This window comes from Streptomyces sp. NPDC093568, from assembly GCF_044764945.1.
In the GTDB taxonomy this organism is placed as follows: Bacteria; Actinomycetota; Actinomycetes; order Streptomycetales; family Streptomycetaceae; genus Streptomyces.
Window position 1 is genome coordinate 1 of sequence record NZ_JBIWJD010000016.1, and the last position, 21,757, is coordinate 21,757.

General features: G+C 73.6%; 16 protein-coding genes and 1 pseudogene. 9 read left to right on the forward strand and 8 right to left on the reverse strand.

The window, feature by feature from the left end; all coding sequences use genetic code 11:
• Positions 1-91: 91 nt before the first annotated feature.
• A complete protein-coding gene (locus tag ACIRD7_RS38420; RefSeq protein WP_403460619.1) occupies positions 92-976 on the reverse strand; it encodes an RNA polymerase sigma-70 factor in 885 nt (294 codons plus the stop codon).
• A 145-nt stretch (positions 977-1,121) separates the two neighbouring features.
• Here ACIRD7_RS38420 and ACIRD7_RS38425 point away from each other — a divergent pair, with 145 nt between their 5' ends.
• A complete protein-coding gene (locus ACIRD7_RS38425) occupies positions 1,122-1,952 on the forward strand; it encodes an alpha/beta fold hydrolase (protein ID WP_403460620.1) in 831 nt (276 codons plus the stop codon).
• A gap of 61 nt (positions 1,953-2,013) precedes the next feature.
• Here ACIRD7_RS38425 and ACIRD7_RS38430 read toward each other — a convergent pair whose 3' ends face one another.
• Positions 2,014-2,964, reverse strand: coding sequence for a DMT family transporter (locus ACIRD7_RS38430; protein WP_403460622.1), 951 nt, complete (start codon positions 2,962-2,964; stop codon positions 2,014-2,016).
• 47 nt (positions 2,965-3,011) lie between these two features.
• Between ACIRD7_RS38430 and ACIRD7_RS38435 the strand changes: the two genes are divergently transcribed.
• From ACIRD7_RS38435 to ACIRD7_RS38455, 5 genes are all read left to right on the forward strand, one after another.
• Positions 3,012-4,460, forward strand: a complete 1,449-nt coding sequence (locus tag ACIRD7_RS38435; RefSeq protein WP_403460623.1) for a PLP-dependent aminotransferase family protein — start codon at positions 3,012-3,014, stop codon at positions 4,458-4,460.
• Positions 4,461-4,640: 180 nt separating this feature from the next.
• Positions 4,641-6,215, forward strand: a complete 1,575-nt coding sequence (locus ACIRD7_RS38440) for an alkaline phosphatase D family protein (protein ID WP_403460624.1) — start codon at positions 4,641-4,643, stop codon at positions 6,213-6,215.
• A gap of 151 nt (positions 6,216-6,366) precedes the next feature.
• A complete protein-coding gene (locus ACIRD7_RS38445; RefSeq protein ID WP_403460625.1) occupies positions 6,367-7,776 on the forward strand; it encodes an SWIM zinc finger family protein in 1,410 nt (469 codons plus the stop codon).
• The gene (locus tag ACIRD7_RS38450; RefSeq protein WP_403460627.1) at positions 7,773-10,451 is read left to right on the forward strand and encodes a DUF6493 family protein; all 2,679 of its coding nucleotides are present in this window, start codon (positions 7,773-7,775) and stop codon (positions 10,449-10,451) included. The genes ACIRD7_RS38445 and ACIRD7_RS38450 overlap by 4 nt, the downstream gene beginning before the upstream one ends.
• A 134-nt stretch (positions 10,452-10,585) precedes the next feature.
• Entirely contained in the window at positions 10,586-12,007 is a 1,422-nt protein-coding gene (locus tag ACIRD7_RS38455) for a GNAT family N-acetyltransferase (protein ID WP_403460628.1), read from the forward strand.
• A 12-nt stretch (positions 12,008-12,019) separates the two neighbouring features.
• Here the strand turns inward: ACIRD7_RS38455 and ACIRD7_RS38460 are convergent, their stop codons facing one another.
• Entirely contained in the window at positions 12,020-13,441 is a 1,422-nt protein-coding gene (locus tag ACIRD7_RS38460) for a trans-sulfuration enzyme family protein (protein WP_403460629.1), read from the reverse strand.
• A 60-nt stretch (positions 13,442-13,501) separates the two neighbouring features.
• Here ACIRD7_RS38460 and ACIRD7_RS38465 point away from each other — a divergent pair, with 60 nt between their 5' ends.
• Together ACIRD7_RS38465 and ACIRD7_RS38470 are read left to right on the forward strand one after the other, a co-directional pair.
• The gene (locus ACIRD7_RS38465; RefSeq protein WP_403460631.1) at positions 13,502-14,008 is read left to right on the forward strand and encodes an Lrp/AsnC family transcriptional regulator; all 507 of its coding nucleotides are present in this window, start codon (positions 13,502-13,504) and stop codon (positions 14,006-14,008) included.
• 64 nt (positions 14,009-14,072) lie between these two features.
• A complete protein-coding gene (locus ACIRD7_RS38470; RefSeq protein ID WP_403460633.1) occupies positions 14,073-15,761 on the forward strand; it encodes a DUF885 domain-containing protein in 1,689 nt (562 codons plus the stop codon).
• A gap of 15 nt (positions 15,762-15,776) precedes the next feature.
• Here ACIRD7_RS38470 and ACIRD7_RS38475 read toward each other — a convergent pair.
• The 3 genes and pseudogenes from ACIRD7_RS38475 to ACIRD7_RS38485 all read right to left on the reverse strand — a co-directional run.
• Positions 15,777-15,878: pseudogene (locus ACIRD7_RS38475) on the reverse strand (3-ketoacyl-ACP reductase); the annotation flags it as partial.
• A gap of 84 nt (positions 15,879-15,962) precedes the next feature.
• Positions 15,963-16,478 carry an immunity 21 family protein gene (locus ACIRD7_RS38480; RefSeq protein ID WP_403460634.1) on the reverse strand — a complete coding sequence of 172 codons (516 nt, stop codon included), beginning with the start codon at positions 16,476-16,478 and terminating at the stop codon, positions 15,963-15,965.
• A 57-nt stretch (positions 16,479-16,535) separates the two neighbouring features.
• The gene (locus tag ACIRD7_RS38485; protein WP_403460635.1) at positions 16,536-17,021 is read right to left on the reverse strand and encodes a rhodanese-like domain-containing protein; all 486 of its coding nucleotides are present in this window, start codon (positions 17,019-17,021) and stop codon (positions 16,536-16,538) included.
• A gap of 94 nt (positions 17,022-17,115) precedes the next feature.
• Here ACIRD7_RS38485 and ACIRD7_RS38490 point away from each other — a divergent pair, with 94 nt between their 5' ends.
• Positions 17,116-17,562 carry an Lrp/AsnC family transcriptional regulator gene (locus tag ACIRD7_RS38490; protein WP_403460636.1) on the forward strand — a complete coding sequence of 149 codons (447 nt, stop codon included), beginning with the start codon at positions 17,116-17,118 and terminating at the stop codon, positions 17,560-17,562.
• Here ACIRD7_RS38490 and ACIRD7_RS38495 read toward each other — a convergent pair.
• Complete coding sequence (locus ACIRD7_RS38495; protein WP_403460637.1) at positions 17,556-20,585, reverse strand: AAA family ATPase; 3,030 nt, start codon at positions 20,583-20,585, stop codon at positions 17,556-17,558. The genes ACIRD7_RS38490 and ACIRD7_RS38495 overlap by 7 nt on opposite strands.
• The gene (locus tag ACIRD7_RS38500; RefSeq protein ID WP_403460638.1) at positions 20,582-21,745 is read right to left on the reverse strand and encodes an exonuclease SbcCD subunit D; all 1,164 of its coding nucleotides are present in this window, start codon (positions 21,743-21,745) and stop codon (positions 20,582-20,584) included. The genes ACIRD7_RS38495 and ACIRD7_RS38500 overlap by 4 nt, the downstream gene beginning before the upstream one ends.
• Positions 21,746-21,757 lie beyond the last annotated feature (12 nt).

Consider the following 21,757-nt stretch of genomic DNA (forward strand, 5'->3'; position numbering starts at 1 on the left):
GTGCGGTGCAGTCCTAGACAGCTCCACCACACCCGAGGTCTTCGCCATGATCAAGCCCGACGACTGTCAACAACGCTCGTGATCAATACACCTAGGCGGTGGTCAGGGACCGCAGCTTGTCGGGGTTGCGGATGATGTGGACGGCCTGGACGCGCCCGTCGCGCACCTCCAGCTGGAAGACGGAGTCGGGCTTGTCGCCCGACAGGGCCAGCACCGCGACGCCGCCGTTGATCTCCACGAACCGCCAGGACAGGCCCTCGACACCCTTGCGTACGACGCCCACGATGAAGCGGCCCACGTGGTCGGCCGTCTCCAGGACCCGCAGCGGCGCCTTCGCCTTGCCCCCGCTGTCGCCGACCAGCTGCACGTCCGGGGCCAGCAGGGACATGAGCCCCTCCAGGTCGCCCTCCGCCGCCGCGGCGAGGAACCGCTCGGTGAGGTCACGGCGCTGGGCCGGGTCGACCTCGTAGCGCGGCCGCCGCTCGTCGACGTGCTTGCGGGCGCGTCCGGCCAGTTGCCGTACCGCCGCCTCGCCGCGGTCGAACATGACGGCGATCTCGCCGTACGGGTAGCCGAACGCCTCCCTGAGGACGAACACCGCCCGCTCCAGGGGCGACAGCGACTCCAGGACGACCAGGAGGGCTAGGGAGACGGAGTCGGCCAGGACGGCGCGCTCCGCGGTGTCCTGGACGGTGTCCCCGAAGTCGGTGACGTACGGCTCCGGCAGCCAGGGGCCGACGTAGGTCTCGCCCCTCGCCTTGACCTGGCGCAGCCGGTCGATCGCGAGGCGCGTGGTGACGCGCACCAGATAGGCGCGCGGCTCGCGCACCTCGGACCGGTCCGCGCCCGACCAGCGCAGCCACGCCTCCTGCACCACGTCCTCGGCGTCGGCCACCCGCCCGAGCATGCGGTAGGCGACCCCCAGCAGGACGGGGCGGTGCTCTTCGAAGACGTCGGTCGCGATGTCGGTGGTCACCGAACCATCCCAGCCCACCCGTGCGGCCCTGTCCAGGCGGTATCGGTGCCACGGGGGCGGACCCCGCCCGGGGTCTACCCGCCGGTAGCAATTGCTGACAGGCTGTCTACCCACAGTCGGCCCCTGAGCCTCGGCGAGGAGCAGCATGTCCGCCACCGTCTCCTTCGAAGTCCCCACCTCGAACGGCCCGCAGAGCATGACCCTCGCCTACGCGCGCGTGGGCACCGGCGAACCGCTGCTCCTGCTGCACGGGATCGGTCACCACCGCCAGGTGTGGGACCCGGTGATCCCCGTCCTCGCGGGCGAGCGTGACGTGATCGCCGTGGATCTGCCCGGATGCGGTGAGTCCCCGACGCTGCCGCACGGGATGGCGCACGACGTCCCGACGATGACGCAGGTGCTGGCGGCCCTGTGCGAGGCCCTGGAGCTGGAACGGCCGCATGTGGCGGGCAACTCGCTGGGCGGACTGCTCGCCCTCGACCTCGGCCGGGCCAAGCTCGCGCGATCCGTGACGGCCCTGTCCCCGGCCGGTTTCTGGTCGCAGTTGGAGCGGCAGTACGCCTTCACCGTCCTCACGGGGATGCGGCGCACCGCCGAGCGCATGCCGGTGCCCCTCGTCGAGTGGCTGTCCCGCTCGGCGGCCGGCCGTGCCGCCCTGACCAGCACCATCTACGCCCACCCTGGGCGCCGTTCGCCCGAGTCGGTGGTCGCCGAGACGGTCGGGCTGGCTCGCGCGGGAGGCTTCTTCGAGACCCTGCGGTCGGGCAGGGAGGTGCAGTTCTCCGATGACGTGTCCGGGATTCCGGTCACGGTGGCGTGGGGCAGCAAGGACCGGCTCCTGGTGCCCCGGCAGGGGATCCGCGCGAAGCGGATCATCCCCCGCGCCCGGCTGGTGCGGCTGCCCGGCTGCGGTCACGTCCCGATGAGCGACGATCCGGCGCTGGTCGCACGGGTGTTGCTCGACGGCAGCCGCTGAGCGGGCCACCCAGTCGCGCCCCAGAGCTTCGGGGCGACCTTCAGGACGGGCGGGTCGTGGGTCAGGGCGGCGAGGCCGGTGCGGTCGTCAGGGTCGAGGTCGTGCCGGGCGATGGTGCCGAGGTGGCCCCCGGCTGCGGGGACGCCGGGCGGGCACGGCATCCCAGGACGACGCCCGCGCCGACCAGCGCGCTGCCGACGGCCTGCGGGACGCCGTAGGAGCCGGCTGCGACGAGTGGCGCGGTGCAGGCGGCGGCGACGGGGATGAGCCCGGAGAACAGCGTGGCGCGCTCGGCGCCGAGCCGCTGCATGCCCATGTACCAGCACACGAACCCGACGACGGTGACGATCACCGCCTGCCACAGCAGCGCGGCGACCTCGACGGCGTCCGGCCGGCGCAGCCAGGCGCCGCCGTCGAGCACCACCCCGGCCACCGCGGACTCGACGGCCGCGACGCCGCACACGGTGGCGGACAGCAGACGGGGGCCGAGGGGCCGCAGCACGGGCACGGCGAGCACGGCGAACCCCACCTCGCCGACCAGCGCGCACGCCGAGAAGGCGATGCCGGGGCCGTCCGTGCGCCCCCAGCCCTGGACCGCGCAGGCGCCGGCCACGACGAGCCAGGCGCCGCTCAGGACCGCGCGACCGGGCCTGCGCCGCTCCAGGAGAGGGACGAGAACAGCCACCAGCAAGGGCGCGCAGCCCACGAAGACGCCGGGTACGGCCGGTTCGGCGGTGCGCTCGGCGGCGATCACGGCGAGGTTGAAGCCGACCATGCCGACGGCCGCGAGCAGTGCGAGGCGGGACCACTGGCGGGGTGTCAGCGCCCGGATCCGGTCCGCGGCACCCGGCCCGACGAGCGGCAGGAGAAGCAGGCACGCCAGCGCGTAGCGGAGGAACTGGCCGCCCGCGTACGGGTAGTCACCGAGCAGGCTGTTGGCGGTGAAGGAGCCTCCGACGAGGACGCAGGCGAGCGCGGCGAGCAGGGCACCGCGCGTGGTGGTGGCATTCATGGCAGCGACGTTAGGAACGGATGCGGTCCGGATTAAGGTCCACTTCCATGACGTCATCGCGGACCAATCCGGACCTGGGCGCCGGGTCCCCTGCCTGGGAGCTGCTTCTCCCGGCCGCCTCGGCGCCCGCACGCGCGCGTGGGCGTTCGCTGCAGGCGGCGCTGCGGGAGGCGGTGCGGTCGGGGCGGCTGCTGCCGGGGACGCGGCTGCCGTCGAGCCGGGATCTGGCCGCCGACCTCGGGGTGTCGCGGGGGCTGATCACCGAGGCGTACGAGCAGTTGACGGCGGAGGGGTATCTGCGCAGCGGCCGGGGTGCCGGGACGTGGGTGGGCGACGCCGTGCGGTCGGCCCGGCCACGCGCGCGTGACCTCGCCCCGCGCTCCGCGGGCGCGCGCGCCGACTTCGTGCCGGGGTCGCCGGACGTGTCGCTGTTCCCGCGTGCCGCGTGGGCGGCCGCTCAGCGTGGGGTGCTGGCCGAACTGCCCCACCACGAGCTCGGCTATCCCGACCCGCGCGGTCTGCCCCGGCTGCGTACGGCGCTCGCGGAACTGCTCGCGCGCCGCCGGGGCGTGGTGGCGGACCCCGAGCGCCTCCTGGTCGTCTCCGGGGTGTCGCAGGCGACGACGGTGCTGGGCTTCGTGCTGGACGCGCGCGGGATACGCGAAGTCGGCGTGGAGAACCCGGGAAGCCCGCAGCACGACGCCCTGTACGCGGCGGCGGGCGTGACGACCGTGCCGCTGCCCATGGACGCGGAGGGGCTCGCGATCGGCCCGCTGCGGGAGTCGGGACTGCGGTCCGTGGTCACGACGCCGGCGCACCAGTTCCCCACCGGCATCGCCTACTCGGCCGGTCGCCGTACCGAACTGCTCGACTGGGCGCGTGCGGTCGACGGATACGTGCTTGAGGACGACTACGACGGCGACTTCCGCTACGACCGTGCCCCCGTAGGTGCGCTCCAGGGGCTCGACCCGGAGCGCGTCGCCTACGCGGGGTCGGTCAGCAAGTCCCTCGCCCCGGGGCTGCGGCTGGGCTGGCTGCTCGTGCCGGAGGCGCTGGCCGAGGACGTCGTCGAGCGCAAGCGGACCATGGACCTCGGTCATCCCACGCTCGATCAGGCGCTGTTCGCCCGGTTCGTGGAGCGCGGCGACTACGACCGCCAGCTGCGGCGCTGCCAGCGCGCGTACCGGGAGCGCCGGGACACCCTCGTCGCCGCCCTGGAGGAGCACTTTCCGGGCGCCGAGGTGACCGGGATCGCGGCGGGGCTGCATGTCATCGCCACGCTGCCGGAGCGGTACGGCCCCGAGGAACGGTTCCTCGCGCGCGTGGGCGCGGCCGGGGTGGCGGTGCGCCCGGTGTCGGACTACGCGCACGCGCGTGCCGGGGGCGGCGGGCGGCCGGACGTGCGGCTGGTCCTCGGGTACGCGCACGTGTCGCCCACGCGGATCCGGGACGGCGTACGGCTGATGGCCCGCGCCGCAGCCACAGGTGGGCCCTGACCGGGCCGCTGAGCAGGCGCTTCTCCGACGGGGAGGTGACTGGAGGCACACATCCGCGTGTGACGTTTCTCTTCCCTTGCGGACGCGGTCAGTTGTTCACTTGCGGTTTGCGCGTGCGCTGCGGCGCACCAGTAGTTGTGGCACTGAGCAATGGCCGGATACCGCCTCTGGAGGCCTCCCATGTCACACCGTCCGTTCCCGGGCCGCCGCAGCGTGCTGCGCGGCTCGCTCGCCGCGTCGGCGGCCCTGACCCTGCCCACGGCGCTCGGCTCGGCACCGGCGTTCGCCCTGTCGGGCCGCCCCAAGGCGGGCTGGGGCGTGCAGACGGGCGATGTGACCTGCAACTCGGGTCTGGTGTGGGTGCGCTCCGACCGTCCGGCCCGGATGATCGTCGAGACGTCCGCCACCGAGTCGTTCCGCAACGCGCGCAGATGGCACGGTCCGCTGCTCGGCGCCGGCACGGACTTCACCGGCACGACCCGGCTTAGCGGCCTGCCGTCCGGCGAGCAGATCCACTACCGCGTGCTGCTCGCGGACCCGGACGACCCGCGCCGCACCGGCGAGCCCGTCGCCGGCACCTTCCGTACCGCCTCCGCGCGGCGGCGCGACGGCATCCGGTTCGTCTGGTCCGGCGACCTGGCCGGGCAGGGCTGGGGCATCAACCCCGACTTCGGCGGCTACACCATCTACAACGCGATGAGCGCGCTGGACCCGGACTTCTTCCTGTGCAGCGGCGACAACATCTACGCCGACGGGCCGATCGCCTCCTCCGTCGCCCTGCCCGACGGCAGCACCTGGCGGAACATCACCACGCAGGAGAAGTCCAAGGTCGCCGAGACCCTGGCCGAGTTCCGCGGCAACTTCCGCTACAACCTGCTCGACGACAACCTCAAGCGGTTCAACGCCCAGGTGCCGTCCATCATCCAGTGGGACGACCACGAGGTCACCAACAACTGGTACCCCGGCGAGATCCTCGGCGACACCCGCTACACCGAGAAGAGGGTCGACGTGCTGGCCGCACGCGCCCGCCAGGCGTTCTCGGAGTACTTCCCCATCTCGACGCTGCGCCGCCCCGACGGCCGGGTCTACCGCACGGTCCGCCACGGCCCGCTCCTGGACGTGTTCGTGCTGGACATGCGCACGTACCGCAACGCCAACTCCACGGACGACCAGAGCACCGACGCCCAGGGCATCCTCGGCGAAGAGCAGCTGCAATGGCTCAAGGGCGAGCTGGCCCGCTCTCGCGCGGTGTGGAAGGTGATCGCCTCCGACATGCCGCTCGGCCTGGTCGTTCCGGACACCGGCGACGGCAAGCCGAACATCGAGGCCGTCGCCCAGGGCGACCCGGGCGTCCCGCTCGGCCGTGAGCTCCAGATCGCCGAGCTGCTGCGGTTCATCAAGCACCGGCGGATCACCGGCACGGTCTGGCTGACCGCCGACGTGCACCACACGTCCGCCCAGCACTACCAGCCCTCGCGGGCGGCCTTCACCGACTTCGAGCCGTTCTGGGAGTTCGTGTCGGGCCCGCTCAACGCGGGTGCGTTCCCGGCCAACGCCCTCGACAACACCTTCGGCCCCGAGCGGGTGTTCGTGAAGGCGCCGACCACCGCGAACGTCTCGCCCGCCGGCGGCTACCAGTTCTTCGGCGAGGTCGACATCGACGGCCACAGCGGTGAGCTGACGGTACGGCTGCGCGAGCAGGACGGCACGGTGCTGTTCACGCAGGTGCTCCAGCCGGGGCGCGTCGGCCAGTAGGTCCCGTACGCTCGTGGCGGTGCCGCGCACCTGAGTCATCCCCTGGTGCGCGGCACTCGCACGTTCGGCGGGGCAGCCTCCAACTCCTCTGGCCGCACGGCCTTTTCGCAGGTCAGAGCCGATTGTCAGTGGTCACCTCTACGGTTTTTCCATGACGCGATCTGTGCAGGCCGTGGCCTATCGACGACCCTCCGTGCTGGAGTCCGCGGCGGGTGGACGACAGCTGGGACTGGAGACCTCCAGGGGTGCGACACCCTCCGGGGTGCGCGACCATCCGCAGTTCTTCGCGGGCTTTCTGACAGCTCCTCAGGTGGCGTCGGCCGCGCTGCTCGCGGTGGCCGACGTGGCGGCCGCGCGGTACTACCAGCGCCAGCTGCGCGCCTCGCTGGACCCGGTGGTGACGGGCAACGGCGACCGGCTGCGCTTCGAGTCCTTCTCGGGCTGCTGCGGGGTCTACGCCCGGCTGGACGTGCTGGAGCCGGGCCTGGACGGCGGCGAGGTGGGGCACGGCACGACCAACGTGGACGTCAACAACCCGCTGCGCGAGGCCCTGTCCAGGATCGGCTCGGACGATCCGCTCCATCTGCGGGTCGGCCCCGAGGAGCTGGCCGTGACCACGCTGGACGGCCCGGTGGTGGAGAAGAAGGTGCCGCTCCCGGACCGCTGGCTGCGGGGGTTCGCGGAGGCGCAGGTGATTGCGGCGGGCTTCGACCTGCGGGCCGAGCTGTCGGCCGCCGAGGCGGTGCGGTTCCTGCGGGCGCTGCCGCGCGGCGGGGCGCGGGGCGCCTCGGCCGGTCCCCGCTGGGTGGTGCCCTCGGGGCAGGGGCTGCGGCCGACCACGCGCGCGGTGCCCGGCGCGGTGTGCCTGCCCGGCCCGGAGCGGCTGATCGCGCTCCAGCGGGTGCTGCGCCATGCCACGGCGCTGCGGGTGTACGGGCCGTCGGTCACGGGCGGTGCGGCCGCCATGGCGAGCGCCTGGGAGGTGGTCCTGCCGGGCATGCGGCTGACGCTGACGCTGTCCCCGGACGCCTCGCGGGGCTTCTCCGGCGAGGGCGGCGTCCTCGACGCGCTCGCCACGGACGAGGCCGCCGAGGACGCGGAGCTGATCGCGGTGCTCCTGGCCTGGGAGCCCCGCGTCGACGTCGCCGACCTGGCCGCGGCGTCGGGCCTCCCGCCCGAGCGCGTCCGCGCGGCCCTGATCCGCCTGGGCACCTCGGGGCGGGTCGGGTACGACACGGCGGAAGCGGCCTACTTCCACCGGGAACTGCCGTACGACGCCGAGCGCGTGGAGCGCCACAACCCCCGGCTGCGCTCGGCGCGGGCCCTGGTGGCGTCCGGCGCGGTCGCGCTGGACGGCGCGGTCGGGACGGTGACGGCCGAGGACGGGCATGTGCACCGGGTGCGGGACGAGGCGGGGGTGCTCAGTTGCAGCTGCCTGTGGTGGGCGAAGTACCGGGGCGGGCGCGGGCCGTGCAAGCACGCGCTGGCGGTGCGCATGGTGCGGCGCGGGCTCGCCGCGGCGGAGCGGGAGACGGCACTGGTCGAGGGGGACGCGCGATGACTTCACTGATGGACGCGGTACGGGCGGGGCGGACGGCCGAGGTGGTGAGCCTGCTGGACGGGATGACCGACGCCGAACGGCGGGCGTTCTTCCCCGAGTTGAAGGCGTTGCGCAAGGAGCTGCGGGCGGACCAGTGGACGCCGCAGGCCCGCCGCGCCTACCCCGCCCTGCATGCGGCGGGCGCCGCGTGCCAGACGGGTGCCGCCGGGGTGGCGGGCTGGCTGGCCGGCGCGGACATGCGCTGGTGGCCCGCGTCGCCGGGCGTGCTGATCGACGTCCTGGGCGACCGGTCCCCGGGCTGGCTCGGCGATGTGGCGCACCGGATCGCCGAGCGACCGCCGACGGCCCGGGTGCCGTACGAGCTGATGGCGGGTCTGGTCCGGCTCTCCGGGTGCCCGGTGCCGACGACCGAGGCCTATGTGCACGGTTGGGTCGACCACATCGGGCACGTCTGGCAGCGGGGCGACACGGTTCTGGACCGGCTGCGCAAGGACCCGCATCTCGCGCAGCTCACGGCCGCGCTCTTCGAGACGAACGACATCGGCGGCCGGCTCGCCTGGACGCCCGACGAGGGTCCGAACAGCTGGACCGAGGCGCTCGCGCAGCTCACCGCCCAAGGGGTGCTGGACCGCAAAGCCACGGTTGACGCGTGCATGGCTCGGCTGCTGCGGGGCGGCCCGGTCGCCGACCACCGGGTGTTCCTGCGCATGCTCCGGGCGTTCGGCCTCAGCCGGGACGAGGAGCGGGAGCACACGGCCGACTGGCTGGCCCTGGCCGCCGACGGCGCGTCCGTGGTGGCCGCGCACGCGCAGTCGGTGCTCGCGTCGCTGGCGCTGGACGGGGAGCTGACCGCGCGGCAGCTGGCCGAGATGTCGGGTGCGGTCCTGTTCCGCACCGAGAAGAAGCTGGTGCGTGCCCAGCTGGTCCTGCTGGGCAAGGTGATCACCCGGGACGCGTCGACCGCCGAGGAGCTGCTGCCCGCCGCCGCCCAGGCCTTCGGGCACGCGGACTCGGAGGTGCAGGAGCGGGCCCTGAAGCTGGTGGAGCGGCATGTCCGCAAGGTCGTCGGCTCCGACGTGCGCGAGGAGCTCGGCTCGGCGGCCGACCAGTTGATCCCGGCCCTTCGCAAGCGCGCGGCCCAGAGCCTCGGGGTGTCCTCCGTGGCGTCGGAGCCGGTCCCGTACGAGGAGGTCCTGCCGCCCGCCCCGGAGCCGGTGCGTCTGGCGCCCGCACCCGAGTCGGCGGTGGAACTCGCCGAGGAGGTCGGGGCGCTGCTCGCCTCCGGCGGCGACGTCGCGGCGTTCGAGCGGACCGTCGACGGTCTCGTGCGTCACGCGTACCGCGACCGGGACACGCTGCTGGAGGCCCTGGAGCCGGTCGTCGCCCAGCGCTGGTGGGACGAGCAGGAACCGCGGTACGCGTTCAACGTGGACGACTACTTCAGCAGGCACCACGGATCCAGCTGGCACCACGGCCTGGTCAGTGCGGCGCACGGCCTCGAACTGCTCTTGGCGACCCTGCGGGGAAGGGTCCGCACCGCCACGCTCCACGACGCGCTGCGGCGCGAGACCGTGACCGGCGGCTGCGGCCACAGCGCGCTCGCCGGGGCCTTCGAGGCTCGTATACGGGAGGTGGCGTACCGGCTCCGTTCCGAGCCGCTGCCGTTCCTGCTGTCGCGGCCGACCTGGGGCACCGGACTGCTGGAGCCGGACGAACTGGTGGCACGTCTCGGCGAGTACGAGCGGCTGGGAGCTCGGGTGTCGGAGGCCGACTTCGCTCAGGCGCTGCTGCGGGTCCGGCGCGGCGACCGTGCGGTGGCCGAGGCGGCTGCGGAGCGGGCGGCGGCGCTGGGCACGGCGGAGGGGAAGCGCCTGGCCCGGTGGCTGACCGCAGACAGCCCAACGGCACCGACCTGCCGGCGGCGGATCTCGACCGATCGCATACTCGTCGAAACCGGCGAGATCGCCGAGTTGCAGCAGGACTTCCCGCCCGCCTTCGGCGAGTTGGGCCGACCCGTGACCGGCTTCCGGGACCGCTGGCACTGCTACCACTGGAGCGAGGGCATGACCCCGCACTGGCTCGCCCTGCTGCCCGAGCGGCGGGAACTGGTGGCCGTCAGGATGCTGGGCGACCTCGCGGCGGTCGCCGTCGACGACACCCGGGGCCAGGGATCGGTCCTGCCGCAGCTGGCGGAGTCGGGCGGCGAGGCCGGTGAGGCGGTGCGTCTGTGCGTGGCGTACGGGCTCGGCGCCCGGTATCCGGAGGACCGCCTCGCCGCCGTGGACGCCCTGCTGGTGCTGGCGGCGCGTGGGCAGCTCGACGCGGACCGACTGGGCGCGGATCTGGGGCAGTTGATACGCCGTGGCGCGGTGAAGCCGTCCCGGCTGGTCGAGTCGGCGCGGACGGCGGCGGCCACGGGGGCGAACGCCACGGTGTGGGGAGTGCTGCGGCACACCCTGCCCGTGCTGCTCGCGGACCTCGCGACCGGCGAGACGGCCGCTCCGGCACGGGGGCTCGCGGATCTGCTGGCCGTCGCCGCGGAATGCGCCGAGCGAACAGGGGCACGCGAGGAGGTGCCGCATCTGGCGGGGACGGCTGAGCGGCGGGGCTCGTCCCGGCTGGTGGCGCAGGCCCGGCGGCTGCATTGTGCGCTGGTGGACGGCGTGGCCGCCTGACGGGTGGGCCGGTTCCGGCCCGGGTCGTTCCAGCCCACACTGTTGAATAAGCCACAAAAACGGCATAGTGGCTCTTTACCGCCCGGTCACAATGCGTTCGTGATCACGCAACACCGTTCCTTCACAGTGGGTGCATGAGTCGAGACATATCTGATGTGACGCGTGCGCGGCACGGACGCCCGGTCCGCCACTGGCGGCGTAACGTCGTCGAACTCGCCGCGGTCCTGACGGCGGTGGCGGTCGCGGAGACCGTGGCGCACCCGTACGGACTGGGTCCCGGCGCGGTGGCGCTGCTGCTGGCCTCGGCGGGCCTGCTGGTCGCCACGGCGGGGTTCCACGCAGGGCGGACACGACGCCACGGTCACGCACCGCCGACGAGTGATACCGGTGCCCGGCCGGGCTCGCAGGAGCCGGTCGGGCCGTCGGACGAGGCGCGGGAGACGACCGCGCCGGCGTCCGAGGAGAGCGCGCTGTGGCGGATGCGTACGACGGTGAAGGACGAACCGGGGTCCCTGGCCGCGCTGTGCACGGCGCTCGCCCACCTGCGGGTCGACATCCTGAGCCTGCAGACGCATCCGCTGGCCGCGGGCACGGTGGACGAGTTCCTGCTGCGGGCGCCCGGAGGTCTCGCGGCGCCCGACCTGAGCCGGGCGGTCGCGGCGGCCGGGGGTGACGGCACCTGGCTCGAGCGGGCCGACGCCCACGACCTGGTGGACGCGCCCACCCGGGTGCTCGGCCTCGCCACCCGGACGGCCCTGGACGCGGCGGAACTTCCCCTGGCCCTGCGGCAGTTGCTGGGCCGGTGCACCATCCGCTCGCTGCCCGCGACGCCTGCCGTGGGCAGCAGGGGCCCCGAACCGGTGCCAGTGGAAGGGGCACTGGAGGAGACCGTGATGCGGCTGCGAGCACCTGAAGGTGGAGTGATCACTGTGGAGCGGCCGTATCTGCCGTTCACGCCGACCGAGTTCGCGCGGGCCCGGGCGCTGGTGGAGCTGGACGCCCGGCTCGGCCCGCGGGTGCCGCGCAGCCAGGACGTGCTGACCCTGCCCATGGGCAGCGACATCACCGTGCGCCGCGCCGACCCCGGCGATCTCCAGGCCGCGAAGGAGATGCACGGCCGGTGCTCGGCACGGACGCTGGGGATGCGGTACCACGGGCCGGTCGGGGATGCGGACCGGTATCTGAGGCACCTGCTGAGTCCCCGGTTCGGGCGGACGCTGGCCGTGCAGACGGCCTCGGGGCGCATCGTCGGGCTCGGCCACCTGCTGTGGGACGGTGACGAGACGGAGGTCGCGCTGCTCGTCGAGGACACGTGGCAGCGGTGCGGGATCGGCGCGGAGTTGCTGCGCAGGCTGGTGGGGATGGCGGTCGAGGCGGGCTGCGCGAGCGTGTACGCGGTGACGCAGTCGTCGAACACCGGGATGGTCGCGGCGATGCGCGGGCTGGGTCTCCCCCTCGACTACCAGATCGAGGAGGGGACCCTGGTGATCACCGCCCGGCTGGACGAGACGGTCGCGGAACGGCTGTCTCGTGCGGGTGAGTTGGGGATCGCCTGAGAGCCACGAAAGTCATGACCGGCCGACGGCTGCGGGTGCGGGGTGGTTGCTCTCGCCCCGCGGCGGAGTCGCCTGTCGGTTGTGGTTGCTCTCGCCCTGCGGCGGAATCGCCAGTCGGTCGTGGTTGCTCTCGCCCTGCGGCGGAAGTGCCAGTCGGTCGTGGTTGCTCTCACCGCGCGGCGACGCCGCCAGTCGGTCATGGGTGCCCGCGCCGCGCCACGAAGCCGTCTCTCGATACAGCCCCGTGCCGCTTTCGGGGCTTTCCAGCGCCCGGTCCAGATCTGCCCACAGGTCCTCGACGTCCTCAAGACCCACCGACATCCGCAGCAGCCGGTCGCTGACTCCCGCACCCCGCCGGTCGTCCGCGTCCACGATGCGGTGGCTGATGGAGGCCGGGTGCTGGATGAGGGTGTCGACGCTGCCGAGGCTCACGGCGGGGGTGATCAGGCGGACACCGGCGATCACCTCGTGCGGGTCGCCGTGCACCTCGAAGGCGACCATGGCGCCGCCGATGCGCGGATAGTGGACGCGGGCCACACGCGGGTCGGCGGCGAGGCGGCGGGCGAGCTCGGCAGCGGTCGCCGAGGCGGCCCGGACCCGCACGGGAAGGGTCGACAGACCCCGCAGCAGGAGATAGCCGGCCAGCGGATGCAGCACGCCGCCCGTGGCGAACCGTATCTGCCGCAGCTGCCCGGCGAACTCCTCGTCGCAGGCCACCACGCCGGCCATCACGTCGCCGTGGCCGCCGAGGTACTTGGTGGCGCTGTGCAGCACCAGCCGGGCGCCCTGCTCGGCGGGCCGCTGGAGCACGGGCGTGGCGAAGGTGTTGTCCGCGAGCAGGGGGACGGAACCGCAGGCGTGGGCCACGGCCCGCAGGTCGACTTCGGCAAGGGTCGGGTTCGCCGGCGACTCCACCATCACCAGGCCGGTGTCGGGGCGCAGCGCCTCCTCGATCCCGGCGGGGTCGGTCCAGGTCACCTCCGAGCCCAGCAGGCCGGCGGTGAGCAGATGGTCGCTGCACCCGTACAGCGGACGTACGGCGACGACGTGGCGCAGGCCCATCGAGGCGCGGGCGAGGAGGACCGCGCTCAGTGCCGCCATGCCGCTGGCGAAAGCGACGGCGGCCTCGGTGCCCTCCAGGCGGGCCAGGGCGGTTTCGAAGCGGGCGACGGTCGGGTTGCCCAGGCGCCCGTATACGGGCGGGCCGTCCGGTTCGGCGCCGGTCGTGGCGAACGCGTCGATGCGGGCGGCCTCGCCGCGGCTGTCGTACGAGGGGTAGGTGGTCGACAGGTCGATCGGCGGGGCGTGCAGGCCCTGCCGCGCCAGGTCGTCGCGGCCGGCGTGCACGGCCTCGGTGGCGAATGCTCTCGGTGCGGTGCGTGCGTCGTCGTACCCGGACATGCGCTCGTACGCCTCCCTGCTCGCTGGGTCCATGGCCGGAAGAGTGAACAGCGAACGGGAACAGGTGGACGATTCCCGTGCTACGTTCGGCCAATGGCCGAATCTGTCGTACTGGATCCGGTCGATCTGCATCTGCTGCGGCTCCTGCAGAACGACGCCCGGACCACGTATCGCGACCTCGCCGCGCAGGTCGGGGTGGCGCCGTCGACGTGTCTGGACCGCGTGACGCGGCTGCGCCGGTCGGGGGTGATCCTCGGCCATCAGCTCAGGCTGGATCCGGCGAAGCTCGGCCGGGGGCTGGAGGCGCTGTTGTCCGTGCAGGTCAGGCCGCATCGGCGGGAGTTGGTGGGGCCGTTCGTGGAGCGGATCCGGGCGCTGCCGGAGTCGCGGACCGTCTTCCATCTCACCGGGCCGGACGACTATCTCGTCCATGTCGCGGTCGCGGACATGGCTGATCTGCAGCGGCTGGTGCTGGACGAGTTCACCGCCCACCGCGAGGTGGCGCGGGTGGAGACGCGGCTGATCTTCCAGCAGTGGGACTGCGGGCCGCTCATGCCACCCGGCGCGCCGAGAGGCACGCCCTCAGCGAAATCAGGCTGACCCCGGACAGGAGCCGGTCGAACCGGGCTGACGCGGCGGCGGTCTCCGTATGAGGATGGACCGCATGTCTCAGACCAACAGCCCGCTTCCACGTGAGGTCGCCGACGCGTATGTCGACGAGCTCATCGCCCTCGACCCGATCACGGGTACGTATCTCGGAGTGCAGGAGAGTTCGGGCCGGCTCCCGGACCTCTCCCCCGCGGGCCAGGAGGCGCTCGCCCAGCTCCAGCGGGACACGCTGGCCCGGCTCGACGAGGCCGAGCGCCGGCCCGGCGCGGACAGCGACATCGAGCGCCGGTGCGGGCGCCTGCTGCGCGAGCGGCTGACCGCGGAACTCGCCGTGCACGAGGCCGACGAGGGTCTGCGCGCGGTCGGCAACATGGCCACGCCCGCCCACTCGGTGCGCGGCATCTTCTCCGTCACCCCGAACCAGACCGACGAGGACTGGGCGGCGATCGCCCAGCGGCTGCGTGCGGTGCCGGCCGCCTACGCGGGCTACCGCGCCTCGCTCGAACTCGGTCTTGAGCGCAAGCTGTACGCGGCACCGCGCCCGACCGCCACCTTCGTCGAGCAGCTCGGCGAGTGGGCGGACACCGGCGAGGGGCGCGGCTGGTTCGAGGACTTCGCCTCGGCCGGCCCCGACGCGCTGCGCACCGAGCTGGACGAGGCCGCGCGCGCGGCGACAGCCTCCGTGGTGGAGCTGCGGGACTGGATGCGCGAGGTGTACGTGCCGGCCGTCGAGGGCGCGCCGAACACGGTGGGCCGCGAGCGGTACGCCCGCTGGGTCCGCTACTTCAACGGCACCGACCTCGACCTGGACGAGGCGTACGCGTACGGCTGGTCCGAGTTCCACCGCCTCCTCGGCGAGATGCGGAAGGAGGCCGAGAAGGTCCTGCCGGGCGCCGCGACGCCGTGGGTGGCGCTGGCCCATCTAGACGAGCACGGCCGGCACATCGAGGGCGTCGACGAGGTCCGCGAGTGGCTCCAGGGCCTGATGGACGAGGCGATCGAGAAGCTGGACGGCACGCACTTCGAACTCGCCGAGCCGGTGCGCAAGGTGGAGTCCCGCATCGCCCCGCCCGGGGGTGCGGCGGCGCCGTACTACACGGCTCCCTCGGAGGACTTCTCGCGTCCGGGCCGCACCTGGCTGCCGACGATGGGACAGACCCGCTTCCCGGTCTACGACCTCGTCTCGACCTGGTACCACGAGGGCGTACCGGGCCATCACCTCCAGCTCGCGCAGTGGACGTACGTCGCCGGGAACCTCTCCCGCTACCAGGCCACCATCGGCGGGGTCAGCGCGAACGCCGAGGGCTGGGCGCTGTACGCGGAGCGGCTGATGGACGAGCTCGGCTTCCTCACCGACCCGGAGCACCGGCTCGGCTATCTGGACGCGCAGATGATGCGCGCCGCCCGGGTCATCGTCGACATCGGCATGCACCTGGAGCTGGAGATCCCGGCCGACTCCCCGTTCCACCCGGGCGAGCGGTGGACTCCGGAGCTTGCGCAGGAGTTCTTCGGCGCGCACAGCAGCCGCCCGGCGGACTTCGTGCAGAGCGAGCTGACCCGGTATCTGACGATCCCGGGCCAGGCCATCGGCTACAAGCTCGGCGAGCGCGCGTGGCTGCTCGGCCGCGAGAGGGCGCGCGAGCGGCACGGCGACGCCTTCGACCTCAAGGCGTGGCACATGGCGGCGCTGTCCCAGGGTTCCCTGGGCCTGGACGACTTGGTGGAGGAACTGTCCGCGCTGTAGCCGTCCGCCCGGCGGTCAACGCCGGAAGCCACCGTCGGAGTTGATGACCTCACCGGAGATCCAGCCCGCCTCGTCCGTCGCCGGCCAGGCGATGAGGCGGGCGGGGTCGTCGGGCATGCGGGGCACGGCGGCTCATGATGGGGAGCGACCGGCTCCGGCGCATCCCGTTGTTCACGCCGGCCCGTGACCGGCCGGTGGGGGTCAGCGTGGCAGCCGGCGGAGTTGGACGAGCCCCAGCCAGGTCTCCGGGCCGGGCTGCACCTGGGCGGCGCGGACCGCGTACGGTCCCGGCTCCAGGGCCACGCGCAGATGCTCGGTGCGTTCGGTCTCCCGTCCCGGCCAGGCCGAGTCGAACAGCACCACCGGGCCGGGCACCCGCCAGCGCACCTCCGGTCCCCACTCCGCGGTGGTGAGCGCGCCGGGGACCGTGGCCAGGAGTTCCTCCTCGGAATCGGCCGCGCACCACCGTACGAAGATGCCGTGGTCGGGCAGATACGAGGTGGAGGCGGGCTCGTCACCGAGCACCAGGGCCGCGCTGTCCCCCACGGGCAGCAGTCCGACGAAACCGTCGACCTCGCAGGCCCGGTCGTAGTCCGAGGCCGTCTCGTCGCCGTCGGCGCCCGCCCAGAACGGCAGCACGGCCTCCGGCACGGCTATCAGGGGACCGCCGCCCGACTCGATCCACTCCACGGCGCCCGGATCCGCGTATCTCACCATGGCAGCAGAACCTACACGCACGGCGGAAGCACGGGTTCACCGTGTCCGACCGGCAGATCAGCAGCCGCAGTTCCCGGCATCGACCGGCGCCGTCAGAGGGTCCGGCGTGCGCCGCTCGCGGCCCTGCCAGGTGTCGAACTCGAATCCCTCACGGGCCCAGTACTCGAAGCCGCCGAGCATCTCCTTGACCCGGTAGCCGAGTTCGGCGAGGGCCAGGGCGGCGCGGGTCGCGCCGTTGCAGCCGGGACCCCAGCAGTACGTCACCACGGGCACGGACCTGTCGAGGAGCTGTTCGGCCTGCTCCGGGATGAGGGCGGTGGGCAGGTGGATCGCGCCCGGGATGTGGCCCTGGTCCCAGGACTCGGTGGACCGCGAGTCCAGGACGACGAATCCGGGATCGCCGCCGGCCGCGAGCGCGGCGGCGACGTCGGACACGTCGGCGTGGAAGGCGAGGCTCGCCCGGAAGTGGGCGGCGGCCTCGGCGGGCGCGGCGGGCGCGACGCGCAGGACGGGGTTGGCGGCGGTGGCGGTCGTGGTCGTCATGCCCATCAATTTATGGCCGGTGATCGCCACCCTGAACGGAGATTCCCCGGCACTCCTCTTGAACCGCCGGTGATTCCCCTGCTATCCATCGGCCATGACCACGTTTTCCCCGGACGCCACCGACTGGCGCATCCTCGACGTCCTCCAGCGCGAGGGCCGCGCCAGCTTCGCGGAGCTGGCCCGTGCCGTGTCCATGTCCGCGAGCGCGGTCACGGAGCGGGTGCGGCGGCTGGAGGAGGCGGGCGTGATCCAGGGGTACGCCGCCGTGGTCGACCCGGAGCGGCTCGGCCTGCCGATCCTGGCCTTCGTGCGCCTTCGCTACCCCAACGGCAATTACAAGCCCTTCCACGACCTGGTCGCCGTCACGCCCGAGATTCTGGAGGCCCACCATGTCACCGGCGACGACTGCTTCGTCATCAAGGTCACGGCCCGCTCGATGCGGCACCTGGAGGAGGTCTCCGGCAAGATCGGCACGCTGGGCTCGGTGACGACGAGCGTGGTCTATTCGTCACCGCTGCCGCGACGCCCCCTGGGTCAGTGACCCCGCTGCCGCAGCACCGACCCCGATCTCCCCTTCACGACCTCCAGCTGGGCGTGGATCCGGCGTCGCAGATCGGCGACATGGCTGACGATCCCGACGCTGCGGTCCCGCTCCCGCAGTGAGTCGAGCACGTCGAGCACCTCGTCCAGGGTCTGGTCGTCGAGGCTGCCGAAACCCTCGTCGATGAAGAGGGTGTCGAGGCGGACGCCGCCGGCCTCGTCGGTGACGACGTCGGCGAGGCCGAGCGCGAGGGCGAGGGAGGCGAAGAAGGTCTCGCCGCCCGAGAGGGTGGAGGTGTCCCGCTCGCGGCCGGTCCAGGCGTCGACGACATGCAGCCCGAGTCCGCTGCGGCCCCGGCCTGAGCGGTCGTCGGAGTGGACGAGGGTGTAGCGGCCGGACGACATCCGTTGCAGCCGTACGGTCGCGGCGGCGGCGACCTGCTCCAGGCGGGCCGCCAGCACGTACGACTCCAGGCGCATCTTGCGTTCGTTGTCCGCCGAGGTGCCCGCGGTGAGGGCCGCGAGCCGGGCCACGCGGTCGTACTCCGTCCGCAGTGGGCCGAGTTGGCGTACGGCTGAAGCCGCGCGGGCGGACAAACCGTCGAGTTCGGTGCAGCGGCGGGCGGCGGCGTCGCGGGCGGAGGCGGCGTCGCGGGTGCGCCGGCCCGTGGCGGATGCGGCGCGCTCCGCGGCGTCGAGGTCGGCGGGCGGCTGCTGGGCGGCGGCCGCGGTGTCGGCTTCGGCGAGGACCGCCCGCACGGCGGCCTCCTCGGACTGCCAGGCGTCCAGTTGCCGTTGCAGGTCTCGGTGCGCGGTGTCGTCGAGGAGCGCGGCGGACGCGGCCTGCGGGGTGTCGAAGCCGGCGCGGAAGGCGGCGTCGGCGAGGCGGGCGTCGGCGTCCTTGAGCCGCTGGGCGGTGTCCTCGGCGGCGCGCGCGGTGTCGGCGGCCTCGGTGAGCAGGGCGACCTGGCGCTCCAGTTGTGCGGCGCGCGCGGCGACGCTGTCAGCGGTGCCGCGGGCCTGGGCCAACTCGGCTTCGAGGGCGTCCTTCTCGCGGTCCAGCCGCTCGCGGTGGCCGACCCGGGCGGCGGCCCGGACCTCGGCCTGCCGGTGGGCGGCGGTGCGCTGCTCGTGCTCCGCCTCGGCCCGCCGCAGCTCCTCGTGGGCGGAGTGCAGCGCGGAGGCGTCCCTGCGGGCCCGCGCGTACAGCTGCTCCAACTCGTCCGCGGCCTCGGCGAGTCGACTTGTCGGCATGTCGCCGGCCTCGGCGGTGGCCGCGGCCAGGGCTTCGCGTACGACGCCGAGGCGCCGTTCGGCGTCCGCCTGCCGCTCCTCCGCCTGCTGGTAGGCGGCCAGTGCCCGCTCCTCGGCTTCCCGGTCGACGTGTCCGACGTCCTTGCGGGCGGGCGCGGGGTGGTCGACGGCGCCGCAGACCGCGCAGGGCTCGCCGGGCTGGAGCTGCGCGGCGAGTTCGGCGGCGATGCCGTTCAGGCGCTGTTCCTTGACCTCGAGCCAGTGCGCCTTGGCCGTCAGCGCCTGCTCCTGGGCCTCGGTCGCCCGGCGTGCGGCCGTGTCGGTGTCGCCTGCCAGCTCGTCGCGCATCCGCGCGGCCGCGAGCCGCTGCCGGGCCGGGTCGCGCTGTACAGCCAGCTGGTCGGCACGGTTCGCGGCCTCCTGCGCCGACTCGATCCGCGCCTGGAGCCCGGCCCGGGTCTCCTCCCACCCGGCGAGCCAGGTCTCCCCGTCCAGCCGGATGTCCTCGTCGGCCCGCTCCTGACGGTCCAACTGGGCACGCTCCGCCAGGAGTTCGGCCAGTCGACGCTCGCCGCGGCGGGCCGACTCCAGCCCGCCCAGCTCCTCGGCGACGCGCCGTGCGGCGGCTGCGAGCCCGGCGGCACCGGCGTCGTGAAGAGCGCCGTCGGGCCGAGACTCCTCCCACCCCTCGTCGAAGGCGCCGCGCAGCAGCGCACGCGCGCGTGCCTGTGCCGTGGCCGCCTGCTCGTGCTCCGCGTCGGCCGCGTCCCGCAGCTCCAGCGCGGGCGCCACCGCCTCCGCCTTGCGAGCCCGCTCCATCCGCGCCTGCGCCGCACGGTGGGCGTCGGCCCGCTCCTCCAGCAGCCGGGCCCGCTCCCGCGCCTCGGCGAACCTCCGTTGCAGCCGGGCCACTTCGCGTACGTCATCCAGCGTGCGGTCGGCGGCGGCCTGGGCGGACTCGGCGGCCAGGAGGCGGCAGTGGGCGATGGTCAGCTGCTCGCGCACGGTGCTGCGGGCGACGGCCGCTGCCCCCAGGACGGCCTCGGCCACGCCGGGCTCGCCCGGCGCGAGGTCGGGCAACGGCATGGCGTCGCCCGCCGCCTGCTGCATGCGGTGCGCGTCGGCCAGCAGCGCCGCGTCCCCGTCGCGCACCTGGGCCTCGGCGGCCCGCCGGCGCTCGGCGAGCCGCTTCTCGACCTCGGCGAAGCGATGCGTGTCGAAGAGGCGGCCGAGCAGCTTGCCGCGCGCCTCGGCGTCGGCGCGCAGGAAGCGGGCGAAGTCCCCCTGGGGCAACAGGACGACCTGGCAGAACTGCTCGCGGCTCATGCCGAGCAGCTGGGTGATCTCCTCGCCGATCTCCTGGTGCGAGCGGCTGAGGTCCTTCCAGGTCCCGCTCCGGGCGTCGTACTCGCGCAGCCGGCTCTGCGCCTTGTCCAGCGTCGTACCCGAGCCGCGCTTCTTCGGTCGCTCCCAGGGCGGCTGCCGGGTGACCTCCAACCGGCGACCGGCGACGGTCAGTTCGAGCACCACCTCGGTGCGGGTGCCGGGTTCGGCGTGGTCGCTGCGCAGGCTCATGCCCTGGCCGCTCTGCCTCGCGCCGGGCACGGAGCCGTAGAGGGCGTAGCACACGGCGTCCAGGACGGAGGTCTTGCCCGCGCCGGTCGGTCCGTGCAGCAGGAAGAGGCCGGCCAGCGACAGTGCGTCGAAGTCGACGCTCTGGGAGCCGCCGAACGGCCCGAACGCCGTCAGGTCGAGGCGATGCAGCCTCACCGCGCCACCTCCCGCACCGTCTCGTCCGCACGAACGGCGTCGAACGCTTCCCGCAGCACGCCCTGTTCACGCGCGTCGGGCCCGGCCCCGCGCACATGCGCGACGAAGTCCTCCGCGATCTCCTGGTCGCTGCGTCCCGCGAGCCGCCGGGCGTAGGACACCGCCGGGTCGTCCGGTGCCCGCTCCGGGTCGAAGACGAGGCTGAGGGTGTGCGGGAAGCGCTCGGCGAGACGGACCATGGGGTCCGCCGGGCGCACCGCGTCCGTGAGGGTCGCCTCGATCCACGCCTCCTCGTGGCGGTCGAGCCCGGGGTCCGCGAGCAGATCCTCCAGCGTTCCCCGGATCCGGGCCAGCGCACGCGGCACCGGGCAGTCGACGCGCTCGGCCGTGACCGCCCCGTCGGCGTCCAGGTCGACGAGCCACATGCTCTTGCGGTGGTCGGCCTCGGAGAAGGAGTACGGCAGCGGCGAGCCCGAGTAGCGGACGCGCTCGCCGATCGTCTGGCAGCCGTGAAGGTGCCCCAGAGCGGCGTAGTCGACGCCGTCGAACACCCCGGCGGGCACGGCGGCCACCCCGCCGACGGTGATGTCCCGCTCGCTGTCGCTGGCCTCGCCCCCGGTGACGAAGGCGTGCGCGAGGACGACCGACCGGGTGCCGGGCGCGCGTGCGGCGAGGTCGGCGCGCACCCGGTCCATGGCGGCGGCGAGCACGGCCTCGTGTCCGGGCTTGTCCACGCCGAACTCGTCCTTCACCAGGGCCGGTTCGAGATAGGGCAGTCCGTAGAAGGCCACGTCGCCGAAGTCGTCCCGGAGCACGACCGGCGTGCCGCAGGCCGCCGGGTCGGTCCGCAGATGGATGCCGGCGCGGCCGATGAGCCCCGCGCCCACGCCGAGCCGGCGCGCCGAGTCGTGGTTGCCGGAGATCATCACCGTCGGCACACCGAGGTCGGCGAGCCGGTGCAGGGCGTCGTCGAACAGCTCGACCGCGGCGAGCGGCGGCACCGCCCGGTCGTACACGTCTCCCGACACGACCACCGCGTCCACGCCGCGCTCACGCACGGTCGTGACGAGGTGGCCGATGAACTCGGCCTGGGCACCGAGCATGTTGACCCGGTGGAACGCCCGGCCGAGATGCCAGTCGGAAGTGTGCAGCAGTCTCATGATCCCCGAGAC